Genomic DNA, 17,790 nt, shown 5'->3' with positions numbered 1-17,790 from the left:
TCCGTCATTTGAGACGTGACGCGCGTTACTTCACTGCCACAGGCGCGCCCACGACCGCTAACGTGCGCCGGAGAGGCATACGTAAAGAGCGTGTGAGCCCAGCGTGATCAGCGGTAGGGGAGTCGGAACAGTGGCACGGAAGCTCGCCGTCATCGGAGCCGGACTCATGGGGTCCGGCATCGCTCAGGTCTCCGCCCAGGCGGGCTGGGACGTCGTCCTGCGCGACGTCACCGACGAGGCACTGACCCGGGGCACCGACGGCATCAAGGCGTCGTACGACAAGTTCGTGGGCAAGGGCAAGCTCGCGGCCGACGACGCCGAGGCGGCGCTCGCCCGCATCACCACGACCACCGACCTGGACGCGGTCGCCGACGCGGACATCGTCGTCGAGGCCGTCTTCGAGAAGCTCGAGGTCAAGCACGAGATCTTCCGCACCCTCGACAAGCTCGTGCGCGACGACGCCGTGCTCGCCTCCAACACCTCCGCCATCCCGATCACCAAGATCGCGGCCGTGACGGAGCGTCCGGAGCGCGTCGTCGGCGCCCACTTCTTCTCGCCGGTGCCGATGATGCAGCTGTGCGAGCTGGTGCGCGGCTACAAGACCAGCGACGAAACCCTCGCCCGCACCCGGGAGTTCGCCGAGTCCGTCGGCAAGACCTGCATCGTCGTCAACCGCGACGTGGCCGGCTTCGTGACGACCCGTCTGATCTCCGCGCTCGTCGTCGAGGCGGCCAAGCTCTACGAGTCGGGCGTCGCCACCGCCGAGGACATCGACATCGCCTGCAAGCTCGGCTTCGGGCACGCCATGGGGCCGCTCGCGACGGCCGACCTCACCGGCGTCGACATCCTGCTGCACGCCACGAGCAACATCTACACGGAGTCCCAGGACGAGAAGTTCGCGCCCCCGGAGCTGATGCGCCGGATGGTTGACGCCGGTGACATCGGACGCAAGAGCGGGCAGGGCTTCTACAAGCACTGAACCAGCACTGACGTACGCCGTCTGACGACCCGTCGGGCGCATCGGCGCCCCACGGGTCACCCCTCGGAGTGAATTCGGTATCGGTTCGCTTACAGACGGCAACTTCCTCGCCCACGCGGCAGTCAGTTGCAGTGACATACGCAGACGCCCTACGTATCGGGCGTCACAGCCGACACAGCACTCTCGGGGAGCGCATATGCACATCAGGGGCGACCAGGCCCAGCTGGTCGTCGGGGGACGCCTCGACGTACGCAGCGCGGCGGACGCCCGCACGGTCCTGCACTCGGCCGTCGACGACGGCGCCGGCGACCTGGTGCTCGACCTGTCCGAACTCGACTCGTGGGACGCCACGGGACTCGGCGTCATCATGGGCGCGCACCGCCGCGCCGGACGGTGCGGACGCAGACTCGTCCTGCGCCACGTGCCGCCCCAGATGCAGCGACTCCTCGTGGCCACCCGACTGCACCGCATCCTCGCCATCGAGGGCGGCATCGGAGTCGAATCGCTCCCCAGGGTCTGACGCACCGCCCGCGCACACAGCGCACCCGGAACCGCCCGACAGCACACCGGGAGCGCACAATCCTCACGAACCCGTGACGTCTCGGACGGGACGGTACCCCGCCCTCCCGGAGATACTGGGCGAACGTCTAGGGTTCGGTCGCCACCGATACACGAACCCGCACGGGGGCACCGGACCAGAAGCGACAGCGCAGTGTGCACGAAGGCCGGAGGGGGCTCTGCACACCACGCATCTGGGGGCTAGGACCATGAACCCGATGAACCGGGGACCCGAAGAGTACGGCCACGACGGCATGGACGACGACCACGGCGACGGCGCACCGGGCCTCGGACACCCGCCGCGGGAACCCACGACGCCCGACTTCGGCCGGCCGGCGCCCGCCCTGGCCCGCACCGTCCGGCTCGTCTCCGGCGACTTCCTGCTCACCGTCAACCCCGTCGACGGCAGCGAGATCGAACCCTGCCCGCCTGGGGGCACCTCCCGCTCGAGCGAAGCCGAGAGTGGGGGAGAGCGCCCCGAGCGCCCCGCCCGGCGCACCGCCGACGACCGCGCCGAGCAGCGCCGCGCCGCCCTGCCGCCCGTACCGCCGGGACCCGCGCTGCCCCGGCTGCCGCTCCTGGAGCGCCAGGAGGAGCGCGAGCGCCTCGTACGGCTCCTGGCCCGCGGCCGCTCCGTACGGCTGACCGGACCCGCCGGATCGGGGCGCACAGCGCTCCTGAACGCCGTCGCGGACGACTGCGCCGACCTCGCGCCCGACGGCGTCGTCCGCCTCTCCGGCTACCGCAGGACCGCCACCGAACTGCTCCACGACCTCTTCGCGGCCGTCTACGACGCGCCGCTGCACCGCCCCGAGCGCGGCCTGCTGCTCGACCTCGTCCGCGACATCGGCGCCGTCGTCGTCCTGGACGACCTGGAATTCGGCGGCGCCGGACTCGACGAGCTGCTCGACGCCACCCCCGAGTGCGCCTTCCTCGTCGCCACCACCCCCGACGTCGCCGCGCCCTCCGACGACTCCCACCTCGAAGAGGTCTTCCTCGGCGGCCTCGGCCGGGGCGGCGGCCTCGAACTCCTGGAGCGCGCCGTCGGCCGGATCCTCGACGACGAGGAGGCCAACTGGGCCGGCGACCTGTGGTTCGAGTCCGAGGGACTGCCGCTGCGCTTCGTCCAGGCCGGCGCCCTGCTCCGCCAGCGCGACCAGCTCCGCGCCGACCCGCACGCCTTCGAGGAGCACGGCCACTTCGGGGACACCCCGGCCGGCCCGCCCTTCGGCGACGACGTGCCGGACGTGCCCCTGCCCTCGCTCGCCGACGGCGCCGCGCCCGCCGCGCTGCTCGCCTCGCGGCTCAGCCCGTCCGCCCGCGCCACGCTGACCTTCGCCGTCGCCCTCGGCGGCGAGCTGCCGCACCAGGCCCACCTGCCCGCCCTCGTCGGCGACACCCACGCCGACGCCGCCCTCGCCGAGCTGGTGAGCTGCGCCCTGGTCACCCCGGTCGGCGCGCACTACCGTCTCGCCGCGGGGGTGCGGGCCCAGCTGGAGTCCGTCGGGTACGCCGACGAGGCGGCCGCGCACGCCCTGGCCGCCGCCCAGCACTACGCCTGGTGGGCCGGGCACCCCTCGGTCTCCCCGGAGCGGGTCGCCGCCGAGGCGGACGCCGTGCAGGCCGCGCTCGCCGCCCTGGTCGCCACGGAGAGCGGCGCCGCCGTGCTGCTCGCCAGGACCGCCGCGCCCGCCTTCGCCGGGGGCCTCGACTGGGCCGCCTGGGAGCGGGCCCTCAGGTCCGGCCAGGAAGCGGCGCGCAACGCCGGTGAGGTCGCCGAAGAGGCGTACTTCCACCACGAGCTGGGAATCCTCGCGCTCTGCGGCGGACGGCTCGACCGGGCCCGCGCCGAGCTCGAGGCGTCCATCGGGCTGCGCGGCGCGCTCGCCGACAAGCGCGGCATGATCTCAGGACGCCGGGCCCTCGCGCTGGTCGCCGACCGCTCGGGCGGCCCGCTGTCCGCCTCGGGCGGCCCGCTGTCCGCCTCGGGCGGCCACCCCGCGGCCGGCGAGGAGCCGCCCGAAGCCCGTCACGAGGAGCCGGCGTCGCCCCCCGGCGGCATCCCCGCCGCCTTCGCGCTGCCCGCACCGCCCGTGGAACCGGACACCGTGGTCACCCACAAGGTGACGCCCACCGTCGTCGCCCCGGGGCCCGCGCCCAGCCGCCGCTCCATCCTCCACGGCACCCGGCGCAACCTCGTCGCCGCGGGCGCCGGCGCCCTGCTCGCCGCCGTCCTCGGCACCGTCGTCACCCTCGGCGCCACCTCGGACAACGACGCCCCGCAGGGCGACAAGGTCACGACGGAGCAGTCGGCGACCCCGGAGGGCGAGGGCGACGGGACCAACGCCGACCCGCCCCGGCAGAACTCCACCAGCCGCCCCGTCGACCCGGGCGAGGACGGCGTCACCGGCACCGCCGACGACCCCACGCCGAGCGGCAGCGGCTCGCCCTCCGGCACTCCGACCGGCAGCGGCACGCCCTCCGGCACGCCGAGCGGCAAGCCGACGAAGCCGACGGACAAGCCGACGAGGCCCACGGACAAGCCGACCAAGCCCACCGACAAGCCCACCGAGCCCACCGAGGAGCCGACGGACCCGCCGACGCAGGATCCGACGGACCCGCCCACGCAGGAGCCGACGCCGTCGGACTCCAGCGACGCCCCCGCCTCGCCCGAGATCTCGAACTCGGCGAGCCGCTCCGGCGCGTCGCCGAGCGACTCGGGCGGCGCGTCGGCGTCGACGGGCTGAGCGTCCCGTACGCATGACGGAGGGCCGGGTCCACCAGGACCCGGCCCTCCGTCGTACTCCCCGCGGACAGGTCAGAACAGCCGCAGCTTGTCGTCCTCGATGCCGCGCAGCGCGTTGTAGTCGAGGACCGCGCAGCCGATCCCGCGGTCGGTGGCCAGCACGCGCGCCTGCGGCTTGATCTCCTGGGCCGCGAAGATGCCCTTGACGGGCGCCAGGTGCGGGTCGCGGTTCAACAGCTCCAGATAGCGGGTGAGTTGTTCGACGCCGTCGATCTCGCCGCGCCGCTTGATCTCCACGGCGACGGTCTGCCCGTCGGCGTCGCGGCAGAGGATGTCCACCGGGCCGATCGCCGTCATGTACTCGCGGCGGATGAGCGAATATCCCTCACCCAGTGTCTCGATCCGGTCGGCGAGGAGCTCCTGAAGGTGTGCTTCCACGCCGTCCTTGATGAGACCCGGGTCCACGCCGAGCTCGTGCGAGGAGTCGTGCAGGATCTCCTCCATCGTGATGATCAACTTCTCGCCGCCCTTGTTCACGACGGTCCACACGCCCGCGTCGTCCCCGGTGCCCTCCTTCAAGGTGCAGGGCGGCGACATCCAGTTGAGCGGTTTGTAGGCCCTGTCGTCCGCGTGGATGGAGACGCTGCCGTCCGCCTTCACCAGGATCAGGCGAGGGGCCGACGGGAGATGGGCGGTGAGCCGGCCCGCGTAGTCCACGGAGCATCGGGCAATGACGAGACGCATGGGGCGCAACGCTACTCGACTCGGGGCGGTGTACGCGATTCGCCCGCCGCCGGGCCGCCGCGGGCCCCGGCCGCGCGACTTGTCCGCCGATGGACCCGTTCGATCCTGGCCGGTTATGCGCCCAATCTCCTGGTGCGGTCACGGCCCGTTGCCTACCGTAGAAGCAAGAGGTCGTCATCCGTGCACGCTGCGTAGGCGGACTCCATCCCTGTCCGTAGGCCCCCGGCTCCACGGGGGTGTGAGAGGAGAACCCATGTCGCTCGACGTCTCACCGGCACTGTTGGAACAGGCCGAGCGAGGCGAGGTGGACGAAGCGGAATTCGTCGACTGCGTCCGGACCTCCCTGCCTTACGCATGGGAGATGATCAGCTCCCTGGTGGCCCAGCTCAAGGTTGACGGCGGCGAGTTCGCCGACAACCAGACCCCGCCGCCGGACGAGCAGGCGCGTGGCCAGCTGCTGCGCGCTCTCGCGAGCGACGCCATACGCGGTGCCCTGCAGCGGCACTTCGGCGTACGTCTCGCCTTCCAGAACTGCCACCGTGTAGCGGTTTTCCCGCTGGATCCCTCGGTGGACGAACGGCTCGCCCGCTTCACCTCGATCCGGGGCCAGTTGCTCAACCAGTCACCGGAACTGCGGGACTGCTGACGCTTGTTGCTGCCGCTCCGTACGCGGGAGGTGTTCAGTCCGGAGCGGCAGCTCCACCGTCGACGGCGGGTCTCAGCCGAGCTGGGGGAGTACCTCGGCACCCAGCCTGCGGACGTTCTCCTCGGTGGCCGCGAGGTCGCCGGAGCCCTCCACGAGCAGTGCGAAACGCGTGATGCCGGTGCGCTCCGCGGTGGCGGCGAGCCGGTCCGCGCACACCTGCGGGGTGCCCACCGGGTGCAGCCCGCAGAGCAGTTCGGTGTACTCCAGCGGATCCCGCATGGCGCGGTGGCGGCCGTCCACGGTCACATGGGCGTCCAGCCCCTGCTTCAGCCAGCCGGGCATCGCCTTCTGTAAGACCTCCGCCGCCTCCAGGCGGCGGTCGGCGACCTGGGCGACACCGGCCGAGACGTGCGAGGCGGCGGCGACGTCCTCGGGCGGGTGCCCGGAGGCACGCGCGTGGCGGTTCCACAAGGCCACCATTTCGGCCTTCTCGTCGTCGCCCACATGCATGCCGAGCAGCATGGGAAGGCAGCGCTGCGCGGCGAGCCGGACACTCGCCGGCGAGGTGCACGCGACGACCACCTCGGGGCCCTGCCCGCCCGAGCCGTCGAGGGACTCCTGCGGGCGCGGTACGACGGCGACCTCGCGGAAGGGGTACCGCTCCCCGCGGCCGTCGACGCGGGGCTCGCGCAGCCACCGCAGGAGCAGGTCGAGGGAGTCGGGGAACCCCTTCTCGTACGCCTCCAGGCCGGCTCCGAAGACCTCCAGGTCCACCCATGGGCCGCCGCGCCCGACCCCGAGCGAGAAACGCCCGCCGGACGTCACGTGCAACAGCGCGGCCTGCTCGCCGAGCGCCACGGGGTGGGCGGTCGGGAGTACGCTCACGGCTGTGCCGACGTGGATCCGCCGCGTCCGGCCGAGCAGCAGTGCCGCGAGGGTCACCGCCGACGGGCACGTGCCGTACGGCACGAAGTGGTGTTCGGCGAGCCAGACCGCGTCGAGCCCCGCCTCCTCGGCCACCTCGGCGGACCGCACCGCTCGGTGCAGCGCCTCCCCCTGGCCCTGACCGGGAAACTGGGCGGCGAGAACAAAACTACCTACACGCATCGAACTCCTGCCTCCTTGATGCCGACGCAGGCACTCCCCCTACGGGCAACAACGCATGACACGTGCCAAAGGCACGGCCTGGCATGAAGATTGTTGGATTTTCCGTGCAGTGGCCGGGGATCGGGGCCGCCCGTGCGGGACGGCTACCCCCCGGCCCGGCGCGTAGGCTGGTCACCCTCCTGACCGCCGTACAGCCCGTGAGGTGTTTCGTGTCCCCGCGTCGCAACCGCCCCAAGAGCGCCGGAGAGCCGAGGACGTCCGCGGACGCGGAACCGCCCGGCCGCTACGGCGGCTTCCAGAGCACGGAGAGCTGGCAGGGCGAGGAGTGGAGCGTGCGCCACGTGGCGGGTGCGAGCGCGGCGGGCAAGCGGTACCGCTGCCCCGGCTGCGACCAGGAGATCCCCTCGGGGCTCGCGCACGTGGTGGCGTGGCCGGAGCACTCGGGCGTGGATGAGCGCCGGCACTGGCACAAGGCGTGCTGGAACGCGAAGGACCGCCGCACGACGCGGGTGCAGCGGTCCCGTAACGCGCCGAGGTACTGAACCCGCCCTCGGGTGGCGCGCCTTACACGTCGCGCTTCTCCAGGAGGGCGAAGGCGCCGCCGACCGCGAGCACCGTCACGACGATCAGCACGACCAGCTGGGACGTGCCGTTGGAGCTGTCCATGCCGTCGGCTCCGAAGATCTTGGCGAGCGAGTTGATGGCGTTGTAGTCCGACATCTTCTCGCCGAGCGACTGCGTGCTCTCCCAGATCATCAGGAACGCCGGCAGGATCGCCGGTACGAGGACGACGCCGAGCATCGCCGTGATGGCGCCCGCGGAGTGCCGCAGCATGGAGCCGACGGCGAGCGCGAGGACGCCGAGCAGCGACACGTACAGACCGCCCTTGAAGACGGTGCCCGCCCACGGGACGTCGCCCGCCTCGGGGCCGCCGTTGATCGAGGACGTCGCGAGGCCCACGAGCAGCACGGAGACGGCGGAGACGACGAACGCCACGACGAAGAAGACCAGCAGCTTCGCCGTCAGGACGCGGTGGCGCTGCGGCGAGGCCGTGAACGTCGTACGGATCATGCCCGTGCCGTACTCGGACGACGTCACGAGGACGCCGAGCGTGATCAGGCAGATCTGGCCCAGCATCAGGCCGAAGAAGGCCGGGATGGTGAACGGCACGTCGGCGTAGTCGCTCGGCTGGGTGTTCGCGGCGGCGAGCAGCCCGATGCCGATGACCAGGGCGACGAAGATGCCGAGGGTCCACATGGTCGAGCGGACCGACTTGATCTTCGTCCACTCGGAGGCGAGGGCGTTGCCGAGGTGGGTCTTCCTGACCGGGATCGGCGAGGTGTAGGCGTTGGCCATCGCCTGCTGCCAGGCGGAGGGCGGCGCGGGGGCGGCGGGCGCGGGAGCCGCGGGGACGCCGGGGACACCCTGCACCGGGCCTCCCTGCACCGGAGCGCCCTGCGCGGGAGCGCCCGGCATCGGGGCACCCGCCTGTGCGTACGCCTGCTGGGGCTGCGCCTGCGGCTGCGGCTGCTGCTGCGGAGTCGGAGGCGTGGTCATCGCTGGTCCTCGCTGTCGCGCTTGGTCATGTCGGGGGCGGGGGCGGGGGCGGGGGCGGGGGTTGCGGGAGCGGCCGGGGGCTGCTGGGGCGCCGTCGCGTAGGGGTTCGGCGTCCCGGGCGCGCCCGGGGCCTGCGGCTGCGCGAAGGGCTGACCGCCCTGCTGGGGCGGCGGCGGGGCGTACCAGCCGGGCTGGCCCTGGCCGGGCACCGGCGGCTGCGGCAGGCCGGGCGGCAGCGCGCCGGGCGGCGCCTGCTGCTCGAAGCCCGCGCGCTGGTCGACCGTCGAGCGGTAGTCGACGGCGCCCTGCGTCATCCGCATGTACGCCTCTTCGAGGGAGGCCTGGTGCGGGGAGAGCTCCCAGATCCGGACGTCCGCGCCGTGCGCGAGGTCGCTGATGCGGGGGAGCGGCAGGCCCGTGACGCGCAGCGCGCCGTCCTGCTCGGGCAGCACCTGGCCGCCCGCCTCGGTCAGCGCGGCGGTCAGCTTCTCGCGCTGCTGCGGGTCGGTGTCCGGGGTCCGCACCCGCGCGAAGTCCGCGGAGTTGTGCGAGATGAAGTCCTTGACGCTCATGTCGGCGAGCAGCTGGCCGCGGCCGATGACGACGAGGTGCTCGGCGGTCAGCGCCATCTCGCTCATCAGGTGGGACGACACGAAGACCGTGCGCCCCTCCGCGGCGAGGGACTTCATCAGGTTGCGCACCCAGAGGATGCCCTCGGGGTCGAGGCCGTTGACCGGCTCGTCGAAGAGCAGCACCTGCGGGTCGCCGAGGAGCGCCGCCGCGATGCCGAGCCGCTGGCCCATGCCGAGCGAGAAGCCCTTGGAGCGCTTCTTCGCCACGTCCTGCAGCCCCACGACGCCGAGCACCTCGTCGACCCGGCGGGCCGGGATGCCGGAGAGCTGCGCGAGGCAGAGCAGGTGGTTGCGGGCGTGCCGGCCGCCGTGCACCGCCTTGGCGTCGAGCAGCGCGCCGACCTGGCGCGGCGCGTTCGGGAGCTTGCGGTACGGGTAGCCGCCGATCGTCACCTGCCCGGTGGTGGGAGCGTCCAGCCCGAGGATCATGCGCATGGTCGTCGACTTGCCGGAGCCGTTGGGCCCGAGGAAGCCGGTGACGGTTCCGGGCCGCACCTGGAAGGAAAGGTTGTACACGGCTGTCTTGGCGCCGTAGCGCTTCGTCAGGCCGACTGCCTCGATCATTCTCCGCACCCATCGAATGGTTCAGGACGTCGGGGCACACGCCCCCGTAAGGGTTAGGAGGATAACGGGGAGCTGACGGTTCCAGCCAAGCGCGAGCAGAACTCCGGGGCGGAGGGGAGAGACCGGATCAGCCGGGCGGAACGTGAAGTTCCGTCCAGGGCAGCACCCAGCCCTCCTCGGCGAAGACCAGGGTGCCCCGGGCCCGCAGCTCGGGGTCGCCCGCCGCCCGCCGCACCCACGTCGCGGCGTCCGGCCCGAGCAGCTCGCGCAGCCGCGGCGAGGCGTCGAGGAGCGTGTCGAGGAGGACCGCCTGGTCGCCGCCGCCCGGCCGGGGCCGTCCGGTGGCCGGGTCGGCGAGGAGGCCGCGCACGCTCACGTAGACGTGCGCCGCGTCGAGCCGCTCGCCGCTCGGCAGGGTCATCCCGTACGCCCCTCCGGGCAGCGCCACCCGCCGGTAGTTGGGGAGTTCCGTGGCGTCGACCGCGGAGAGCTGGGCCGGGTCCAGCCAGGAGACGACGAGCGTGCCGCGCGCCTCGGGGTCGGTGTAGGGGGCGGCCGCCACGTACCCGGCGCGGCCGATGTGCGCGGAGTGGCCGACGCCGATGCCGCGCAGCCGTACGGGCACCATCGGCACGGCTCCGGGGAGCCCGAGCCGGGCGAGCTTGTGGGCGAGCTGGCCGGGGGAGGCGTTCGAACCGACGGCGATCACGGGAAGGCGGCCGGCGACGGGCGGCTGCCCGAGGCCGTCGAGGACGTCGTCCAGGCAGGGATGGGGCCGGTCGCCGGGGCCGGCCTCGACACGCCACGCGCCGATCGTGCCGCGGGCGCCGGGCCGGGCGCGCAGCGGCAGCAGCTCGGCGCCGGTCAGCAGGGAGGGGACGGTGACGGGGAGACCCGGATAGGTGAGGGGCTGCAGGGCGGGCACGCCGTCGAGGCCGAGCGCCGCGAGTCCGCGGTCCTGCGTCGTCACACGCCCCCCTGTGGCCCCGCGGCCGTCCGCCCCCGCCCGGGCCCGCGGCCGTCCGCTCCTCGGAACGCCGCGATCACGCGTCCCGTTTCTTCAGCAGTACGTACCCACCGATCAGCGCGGCCACCACCCACACCAGCATGATCCCGAGACCGCCCCACGGCCCGTACGGGGTGTCGTCGTCGAACGGCGTCTTGACCTGCATGATCTTGCTGCCGGCCTGGTCGGGCAGGAAACGCCCGATCTTCTTGGTCGCCGAGACGTTGCCGAGGATGTTGGAGATCAGGAAGAAGAACGGCATCAGGATGCCCAGCGAGAGCATCGGGCTGCGCAGCATCGTCGCGACGCCCATCGAGAACAGCGCGATCAGCGTCATGTAGAGGGCGCCGCCGATCACGGCGCGCAGCACGCCGGGGTCGCCGATCTGGGCCTTGTACTGCCCCAGCATCGCCTGCCCCACGAAGAACGTGACGAAGCTGGTCGCCAAGCCCACCACGAACGCGAGCAGCGTGGCCACCGCGATCTTGCTGAACAGGAAGGTGGCGCGCTGCGGGACGGCCGCCAGCGAGGTGCGGATCATGCCGGTGCTGTACTCGTTCGACACGACGAGCACCCCGAAGACGATCATCGCGAGCTGGCCGAGCGACATCCCGGCGAAGCTGATGAAGGTGGGGTCGAACGTCAGCTTGTCCTCGGCGTCCAGACTGTCGTAGTCGTTCTTGGACAGGATGCTGATCAGCATGCCGAGCGCGATCGTGACGACGACGGCGAGACCGAGCGTCCAGACGGTCGACGCGACCGAGCGGATCTTGGTCCACTCCGACTTCAGTACCTGCGTCGCGGCCATCGCTCAGGCCCCCTTCCGCGGCTGCCAGCCTTCGCCCCAGCCGGGGTTCGCCGGTGGTGCGGCGCCGGTCGCCGGCGCGGCACCCGCCGGCCGTCCCGTGCGCTCGTGGTCGGTGTGCGCGTGGTACTCCACGGACTCCGCGGTGAGCTGCATGAAGGCCTCCTCCAGCGAGGCCTGCTGGGGGCTCAGTTCATGCAGGACGAGCTGGTGGCTCGCGGCGAGTTCGCCGAGCCGCTCCGAGGGCGTCCCGTCCACTTCGAGGGCGCCGTTGCCCGTCTCGACGGCGGTGATACCCGCCTCGTGCAGCACGTCGAGGAGGCGTTCGCGCTGCGGGGAGCGCAGTCTCACGTAACTGCGGGAGTTGCGCCGGATGAACTCCGACATCGACATGTCGGCGAGGAGGCGGCCCTGGCCGATGACGACGAGGTGGTCGGCGGTGAGTGCCATCTCGCTCATCAGGTGCGAGGAGACGAAGACCGTACGGCCTTCAGCGGCAAGGGACTTCATCAGGTTGCGGATCCAGTGGATGCCCTCGGGGTCGAGGCCGTTGACCGGCTCGTCGAACATCAGGATCTCGGGGTCGCCGAGCAGGGCGCCCGCGATGCCGAGCCGCTGGCCCATGCCGAGCGAGAAGCCCTTGGCCTTCTTCTTGGCGACGGCGGTCAGACCGACCGTGTCGAGGACCTCGGAGACCCGGGAGCGCGGAATGCCGTTGCTCTGCGCCAGACAGAGCAGATGGTTGTAGGCACTGCGGCCGCCGTGCATCGCCTTCGCGTCGAGCAGGGCGCCGATGTACTTCAGCGGGTCCTTCAGCTGCGCGTACTGCCGGTCGTCGATGCGCACGGAGCCGGCCGAGGGGTTGTCGAGGCCGAGCATCATGCGCATGGTCGTGGACTTGCCCGCGCCGTTGGGGCCGAGGAAGCCGGTGACCATGCCGGGGCGCACGGTGAAGGTCAGCTGGTTGACGGCGACCTTCTCGCCGTACCGCTTGGTCAGCCCCTGGAGCTCGATCATGCGGCCACGCTAGAACGTGACAGGGCCCCCTGCCACCGGAGCGGCAAGGGGGCTTCGCTGTCCTGCCCGGAGCGCTTCAGCGGGTCTGCTGCGCGGGAACGCCGCGCGAGACCGGCTCGTCGTCCGCGGGCGTACCCGCCGCGGCCACGGCCGCGCCGGTGAGTGTCGCCAGCATCTCGCGCACGTTGGTGAGCTGCGCGTTGATCGAGTCGCGCCGGTTCGTCAGGGCCGCGAGCTCGCGCTCGGACTCCGAACGGATCCGGTCCGCCTTGGCGTTCGCGTCGGCCACGATGTCCTCGGCCTGGCGCTGGGCGGTCTCGACGGTCTGACGGGCCCGGCGCTCGGCGTCGGTCCGCAGCTTCTCCGCCTCCAGACGCAGCTGCTCCGCGCGGTGCTCGATCTCCGCGAGGCGCTTCTCCGCCTTGGCCTGACGGGAGGCCAGGTCGCGCTCGGACTGCTCGCGGCGCTTGGCGAGGTTCGTCTCGAAGTCCGCGGCGGCCTGGGCGGCCTTGGCGCGGGTCTCCTCGAAGAGGGCGTCCGCCTCCTCGCGCTTGGACTGCGCGTCCTTCTGGGCCTCGGCACGCAGGGCGTTGGCCTCGCCCTTGGCCTTCTCGACGATCCGGACGCCCTCGTCCTCGGCCTTGGCCTTGCGCTCGGTGGCGAACGACTCGGCGTCGTTGCGCACCTGCTGGGCCGCGGACTCGGCGAGCTCACGGTGCTGCTCGGCCGCGCGACGGGCCTCCTCGCGCAGGTCCTTCGCCTCCTCCTCGGCGAGGCGGAGGATCTTCTCGACGCGGGCACCGAGACCGGCGTACGACGGCTCGGCGTCGGCGACCTGGGCCTGGGCGTTCTGCGTCTCGAGGTGCAGCTCCTCGATGCGCTTTTCCAGAGCAGTGATGCGGGCTAGAGCGCTGTCACGGTCGGAGACGAGCTTGGAGATACGTTCGTCCACCTGAGCGCGGTCGTACCCACGCCGCACAAGCTCGAAGCCGTAGGGGGAAGTGTCGCTCATGGGGTTCCTGTCGAATGAGACCGGTGAGGTGATAGAGGGAATCCTAGGGGTCAAGGCGGCGTGTCATCGAGCAGATGCCCGTTTGATCTGGAGAATGACACCCCTTTTGAGTGGCTAACCGCCAGAGCACTTGCCAGCGAAAGGGCCAAAGGTCCTCACAGAGCACGGCAGATGCTCTTTGGCTAGCCCTCGGACTGCTTGCCACCCGATCGTGTCGACCCCGCCGCGGCCCCGGCCTTGACGCCGCCCGCCCCGGAGCCGCCACCCGGCCCGGGCTTCGCACCGCCTGACGGGGCCTCGAAAGACTCCAACGCCTCCAGCACGTCCTGGACACGGGAGATCTCCGCATTGATGTCCTCCCGACGGCGGACCAGGACCTCCAGCTCGCGCTTGCCCTCCTCGACCGTACGCGTCGCCTCTTCCTCGGCGTCGGCCCGGATCCGCTCGGCCTCGCCCACCAGCGCGGCCTTCTTCGCCTCGGCCTCCTTCAGCAGGCCCTCGGCCTTCTTCACCGCGGAGATCCGCACCTTGCTCGCCTCGGAACCGGCGTCCGAGAGCAGCTCCTTGGCCTTCGCCTGCGCCTCGGCGAGCTGCTCCTCCGCGGCCTTGACCAGCGCGTCGCAGCGCTCGCCCGCGGTCTTCATCGCCTCGGCGGACTCGCGGCGGGCACGCTCGTGCAGCTCCTCGATCTCCGCGGTGATGCGGTCGCGCTGCTCCTCAGAGCGCTCCCTTATGGCGGTGGCGTCCCTGCGGGCGCCGATCAGCAGCTCGTCCGCGTCCGTACGGGCCTTCTCCACCAGGGAGTTGCCCTCGACGGTCGCCTCGGCGACCAGACGCTCGGCCTCCTTGCGGGCCGCGCCGACCATCGTGTCGGCCTGCGCCTCGGCGTCTGTGGTCGCTTTGAGGGCCTTCTCCTGCGCGTCGGTGGTCAGCTTGTCGGCCTCCGACGCGGCCTCCGTGATGAGCGTGTCGACCTGCTCCGCGGCCTCCTGACGGCGCTTGTTGGCGGCCTGGCGGGCCTCGTCGAGGGTCCGCTCCGCCTCCTCGCGCGCCTCGGACGTGAGCCGCTCGGCCTCGCGCGCCGCGTCCGCCTTGAGCCGCTCGGAGTCGCTGCGGATCCGCTCGGCGTGCTGCTGCGCGGAGTTGACCGTCTCGGCGGCCTCGGCGCGCAACCGCTCCGCGTCGCCGGAGGCGTCCGAGATGAGCTTCTCGGCCTTCGCCACGGACTCCGCGCGCACCCGCTCGGCCTGCTCCGCGGTCTCCGCCGCGAGCCGCTCGGCCTGCTCGGTCGACTCGGCACGCAGCCGCTCGGCCTCCGCGGTCGACTCCGCACGCAGCCGCTCGGCCTGCTCGGCGGCCTCCGTGCGGACCCGCTCGGCCTCCGCGATCGTGTCGTTCTGCAGCTTCTCGGCCTCGCTGCGGGCCTCGCCGATCAGGTGGTCGGCCTGGGTCGCGGCGTCGCCGCGGATGCGGTTGGCGTCCTCGCGGGCGTCGGCGCGGGTGCGCGACGCGTCCTGCTCGGCCTGCGCGATGGTGTCGGATGCCTCCGTGCGCACCCGCTGGGCGTGCTCCGAGGCGTCCGAGCGCATCCGCTCGGCCTCCGCCGTCGCCTCCGCCACCGTGCGCTCGGCCAGGGACTTCGCGGCCTCGGACGCCTCCGCGGCCTCGCGCCGGACGCGACTCGCGTCCTCGGTGGCGCGCTCCCGCTCGGCGTAGGCGTCGGCGCGGACGCGGTCGGCCTCCTCCTGCGCCTCCGTACGGGTGCGCTCGGCGGCGTGCTCGGCGGCCGAACGCAGCCCCGCGACCTCTTCCTGCGCCGCCTCGTGCAGCCCGGCCACGGAGTCCCGTACGGACTGGGCGGTCTGCTCGGCGGCCGAGACCATCTCGGTGGCGCGGCGGTCGGCCTCCTCGACCAGGCGGACCGCCTCGGCCTGCGCCTCCTCCACGCGCTTGCGCGCGGAGGCCAGCAGCTCCTCGCTCTGCTCGCGGGCGCGCTCGCGCTCCTGGTCGGCCTCCGCACGCGCGGAGCCCAGCGTCTCCTCGGCCTCGCGGCGGCGCCGGGCCGCCTCCTCCTGGGCGGCGGCCAGCTCCTCGGCGGCCTCCACGGCGACCCGCTCGGCGGCGGCTGCGGCCTCCGCGCGGACCCGGTCGGCGGACTCCTGCGCCTCGGTCTTGAGCCGCTCGGCCTCGGCGGCGGCCTCAGAACGCAGCCGTACGGCGATGTTCTCGCCCTCCGCGCGGGCCTGGGAGGCGTCGGCGGCGGCCTCGGTGCGCAGCCGCTCCGCCTCGGTCTCGGCCTGCGCCTGCAGCGTGCGGATCCGCTCGGCGGACTCCGAACGCAGCCGGTCGGTCTCCTCGGTGGCCTCCCTGCGGATGCGCTCGGCCTCCGCGCGGGCGTCGGTCAGCGCCTGCTCGGCGGCGGACAGCCGCTCCTCGGCCTCCGTGTGCAGCCGCGTCAGCTCCTCGGCTGCCTCGGCCTGCCGTGCCGCTATGGCCCGCTCGGTCTCCTCGCGCAGCGCCCGCGCGGCCTCCTCGGCCTCGGACCGCGTCGCCTCGGCCTGCTCGGCGGCCTCCTCGCGGTGCCGCTCGGCCTCCGCGCGGGTGCGCTCCAGGGTCTCCTCCGCCTGCGCGCGCAGGCTCGTGGCGCGCTCGACGGCCTCGGCGCGGACCCGCTCGCTCTCGGTGGTCGCGGCGGTGCGCAGCTCCTCGGCGTCGGCCTTCGCCTTGGCGAGCAGCTCCTCGGCGGACTTGGCCGCCTCCTCGATCTCCTTGACCGCCTCGCGCCGCGCCTCGCCGCGGATGCGCTCGCCCTCGGCGACCGCGTCCGCGCGCAGCTGCTCGGCCTCGCCGCGCAGCCGGCGCGCCTCCTCCTGCAGCTCGACGGTCTTGGCGCGGTACTCCTTGGTGTCGTCCTTCGCCGCGCCCTTGAGCTCCTCGGCGATGTCGTGCGCCTCGGCGCGCAGCCGGTCCGCCTCGGTCTCCGCCTCGGAGCGGATCCGCTCGGCCTCCTCGGTGGCGGCCTTCGTGGTCTCCTTGGCGTTCTTGGAGGCCTTGTCGAGGACCTCCTCGGCGGTCCGCGCGGCCTTCGCGAGCTGGCCCGCGGTCTCCTCCGCGGTGATCGTGCGCGCCTTCTCGGCGGCGTCCGCGATCAGCTTCTCGGCCTCCGCGCGGGCGTCGGCGACCAGTTGCTCGGCCTCGGCCTTGGTGGCCTCGGCCTCCTTGGTGGCCTCGCCGACCAGCCGGGCGACCTGCTCCTTGGCGGTGCGGGTGCGCTGTTCGTTGGCCCCCTCGGCGGCCGAGAGCTGCTTGGAGGCGGTCTCCTTGGCCTCGGCGAGGACCTTCTCCGCCTCGGCGCGCGCCGCGCGCAGCGCCGTCTCGGCCTCGGCCATCCGCTGCTCGGCGGCCCGGCTCGCCTCGGCGGCCTGCCGGCGCGCCTGCTCGGACTCGGTCGCCGTGGTGGAGCGCAGCTGCTCGGCGTGGTCGGTGACCTCCTGGGCCTGCGTGGACGCGGCGTTCAGGAGGCGCTCGGCGTCGGTGCGGGCGCGGCGCAGGATCGCCTCGGCCTCGGCGCGGGCGGCCTCGGCGTCGCCGGCCAGGCGCTGGCGGGCCTCCTCGGCGACCCGGGCGGCCTCGGCGCGGGCGGCGGCGAGGGCCTGGTCGGCCTCGGCGCGCGACTCGTCGATGAGCCGGCGGGCCTGCTGTTCGGTACGGGCCCGCAGCTGCTCGGCCCACGCCACGTTCTCGTTGACGTGCGACTCGACGGTCTGGCGGCGCTCGGCCAGCTCCTGGTCGAGCTGCTGGCGGCGGGACACGGCCTCGGCGTGCAACTCCGACTGCAGGCGGGCCTGCTGCTCGGCGTGCTCCTGGAGGATGCGCTGGGTCTGGGCACGGGCGTCGCGCAGCTCGCGCTCGGCGTCGGTGCGCAGCTGGTCGGCCTGGATCTGGGCATTGCGGAGCAATTGCTCGGCCTGATACCCGATGTCCGCGCTGTCGTAGGCAGGGCGGGACGCGAGGTTGCGGCGCGCCTCGTGCAGCTTGGCGCGCAACACCTCGACCTGGTAGCCGAGGTCCTCGGCGTGCTGGACGGCCTTCTCCCGCTCGGTCTTCAGCCGGTCCATCTCGGCCTCGAACCGCGACAGACTGTCGGTCTCAGCCCGCGAGTTCTCTTGGCGTTCGTAGCCCCGCACTGCGCGGTCCCATCCTTCCCCAAGCTCGTCGAGCAGGGGATACCCCAACCCTGGTCGCACGTCTCTCCAACGAGCCCCGTCCATCCGCCGGACGACGCCCCCGGGGGAATGGTGTCAGATCAACAGCAGAGCATGGGCTGCTGCCCCGACGCTCGTCCCCCGAAACCCGGACCCCGGCACGGGCCGCCCGGAACTTCGGACGGCCGCCCCTCACCCTACCGGCCCGGATA

Annotated in this window: 14 protein-coding genes; 5 read left to right on the top strand and 9 right to left on the bottom strand. The window is 72.9% G+C overall.

Annotated elements, in window-relative coordinates:
- The first annotated feature begins 130 nt into the window (after positions 1-130).
- The 3 genes from ACZ6B8_RS19250 (at position 131) to ACZ6B8_RS19240 (ending at position 4,284) form a co-directional block, all read left to right on the top strand.
- Positions 131-979, top strand: coding sequence for a 3-hydroxyacyl-CoA dehydrogenase family protein (locus ACZ6B8_RS19250; RefSeq protein WP_127909439.1), 849 nt, complete (start codon positions 131-133; stop codon positions 977-979).
- Positions 980-1,175: 196 nt separating this feature from the next.
- A complete protein-coding gene (locus ACZ6B8_RS19245; RefSeq protein ID WP_055696792.1) occupies positions 1,176-1,499 on the top strand; it encodes an STAS domain-containing protein in 324 nt (107 codons plus the stop codon).
- A 247-nt stretch (positions 1,500-1,746) separates the two neighbouring features.
- Positions 1,747-4,284 (top strand): ATP-binding protein, encoded by a 2,538-nt coding sequence (locus ACZ6B8_RS19240; RefSeq protein WP_471607971.1) that lies wholly within the window; start codon positions 1,747-1,749, stop codon positions 4,282-4,284.
- Between the two features lie 71 nt (positions 4,285-4,355).
- On the opposite strand, the gene nucS is transcribed toward ACZ6B8_RS19240, so the two are convergent.
- Positions 4,356-5,027: an endonuclease NucS gene (nucS, locus tag ACZ6B8_RS19235; RefSeq protein ID WP_362364886.1), complete on the bottom strand. Its 672-nt coding sequence runs from the start codon at positions 5,025-5,027 to the stop codon at positions 4,356-4,358.
- A gap of 253 nt (positions 5,028-5,280) precedes the next feature.
- Between nucS and ACZ6B8_RS19230 the strand changes: the two genes are divergently transcribed.
- Positions 5,281-5,673 carry an SCO5389 family protein gene (locus tag ACZ6B8_RS19230; RefSeq protein WP_468557075.1) on the top strand — a complete coding sequence of 131 codons (393 nt, stop codon included), beginning with the start codon at positions 5,281-5,283 and terminating at the stop codon, positions 5,671-5,673.
- Between the two features lie 72 nt (positions 5,674-5,745).
- On the opposite strand, the gene ACZ6B8_RS19225 is transcribed toward ACZ6B8_RS19230, so the two are convergent.
- Complete coding sequence (locus ACZ6B8_RS19225) at positions 5,746-6,780, bottom strand: LLM class flavin-dependent oxidoreductase (RefSeq protein WP_471079664.1); 1,035 nt, start codon at positions 6,778-6,780, stop codon at positions 5,746-5,748.
- Positions 6,781-6,989: 209 nt separating this feature from the next.
- On the opposite strand from ACZ6B8_RS19225, the gene ACZ6B8_RS19220 reads away from it, so the two are divergent.
- Complete coding sequence (locus ACZ6B8_RS19220) at positions 6,990-7,322, top strand: ATP/GTP-binding protein (RefSeq protein ID WP_471079667.1); 333 nt, start codon at positions 6,990-6,992, stop codon at positions 7,320-7,322.
- A gap of 22 nt (positions 7,323-7,344) precedes the next feature.
- Here the strand turns inward: ACZ6B8_RS19220 and ACZ6B8_RS19215 are convergent, their stop codons facing one another.
- The 7 genes from ACZ6B8_RS19215 to scy form a co-directional block, all read right to left on the bottom strand.
- Positions 7,345-8,337 (bottom strand): ABC transporter permease, encoded by a 993-nt coding sequence (locus ACZ6B8_RS19215; RefSeq protein WP_471607970.1) that lies wholly within the window; start codon positions 8,335-8,337, stop codon positions 7,345-7,347.
- Positions 8,334-9,533 (bottom strand): ABC transporter ATP-binding protein, encoded by a 1,200-nt coding sequence (locus ACZ6B8_RS19210; RefSeq protein ID WP_471607969.1) that lies wholly within the window; start codon positions 9,531-9,533, stop codon positions 8,334-8,336. Before ACZ6B8_RS19210 ends, ACZ6B8_RS19215 begins: the two co-directional genes overlap by 4 nt.
- A 127-nt stretch (positions 9,534-9,660) precedes the next feature.
- Complete coding sequence (locus tag ACZ6B8_RS19205) at positions 9,661-10,503, bottom strand: hypothetical protein (protein ID WP_471079676.1); 843 nt, start codon at positions 10,501-10,503, stop codon at positions 9,661-9,663.
- Between the two features lie 73 nt (positions 10,504-10,576).
- Entirely contained in the window at positions 10,577-11,347 is a 771-nt protein-coding gene (locus tag ACZ6B8_RS19200) for an ABC transporter permease (protein ID WP_471079679.1), read from the bottom strand.
- 3 nt (positions 11,348-11,350) lie between these two features.
- Positions 11,351-12,361, bottom strand: a complete 1,011-nt coding sequence (locus ACZ6B8_RS19195; RefSeq protein WP_471079683.1) for an ABC transporter ATP-binding protein — start codon at positions 12,359-12,361, stop codon at positions 11,351-11,353.
- Between the two features lie 76 nt (positions 12,362-12,437).
- On the bottom strand, positions 12,438-13,373 hold the full coding sequence (locus ACZ6B8_RS19190; protein ID WP_362364906.1) for a coiled-coil domain-containing protein: 936 nt from the start codon (positions 13,371-13,373) through the stop codon (positions 12,438-12,440).
- 182 nt (positions 13,374-13,555) lie between these two features.
- Complete coding sequence (gene scy, locus ACZ6B8_RS19185; RefSeq protein WP_471607968.1) at positions 13,556-17,560, bottom strand: polarized growth protein Scy; 4,005 nt, start codon at positions 17,558-17,560, stop codon at positions 13,556-13,558.
- Between the last annotated feature and the right edge of the window lie 230 nt (positions 17,561-17,790).

The sequence above is a fragment of the Streptomyces sp. NPDC041122 genome, assembly GCF_055592445.1.
Note: the sequence above shows the minus strand (reverse complement) of the source record. Positions and strands in the feature narration are given on the sequence as shown.

Coding starts and splice junctions, on each gene's coding strand:
- ACZ6B8_RS19230 (WP_468557075.1), top strand. CDS start 5,281: ATGTCGCTCGACGTCTCACCGGCACTGTTGGAACAGGCCGAGCGAGGC.
- ACZ6B8_RS19215 (WP_471607970.1), bottom strand. CDS start 8,337: ATGACCACGCCTCCGACTCCGCAGCAGCAGCCGCAGCCGCAGGCGCAG.
- ACZ6B8_RS19225 (WP_471079664.1), bottom strand. CDS start 6,780: ATGCGTGTAGGTAGTTTTGTTCTCGCCGCCCAGTTTCCCGGTCAGGGC.
- ACZ6B8_RS19240 (WP_471607971.1), top strand. CDS start 1,747: ATGAACCCGATGAACCGGGGACCCGAAGAGTACGGCCACGACGGCATG.
- ACZ6B8_RS19245 (WP_055696792.1), top strand. CDS start 1,176: ATGCACATCAGGGGCGACCAGGCCCAGCTGGTCGTCGGGGGACGCCTC.
- ACZ6B8_RS19210 (WP_471607969.1), bottom strand. CDS start 9,533: ATGATCGAGGCAGTCGGCCTGACGAAGCGCTACGGCGCCAAGACAGCC.
- ACZ6B8_RS19200 (WP_471079679.1), bottom strand. CDS start 11,347: ATGGCCGCGACGCAGGTACTGAAGTCGGAGTGGACCAAGATCCGCTCG.
- nucS (WP_362364886.1), bottom strand. CDS start 5,027: ATGCGTCTCGTCATTGCCCGATGCTCCGTGGACTACGCGGGCCGGCTC.
- ACZ6B8_RS19195 (WP_471079683.1), bottom strand. CDS start 12,361: ATGATCGAGCTCCAGGGGCTGACCAAGCGGTACGGCGAGAAGGTCGCC.
- ACZ6B8_RS19190 (WP_362364906.1), bottom strand. CDS start 13,373: ATGAGCGACACTTCCCCCTACGGCTTCGAGCTTGTGCGGCGTGGGTAC.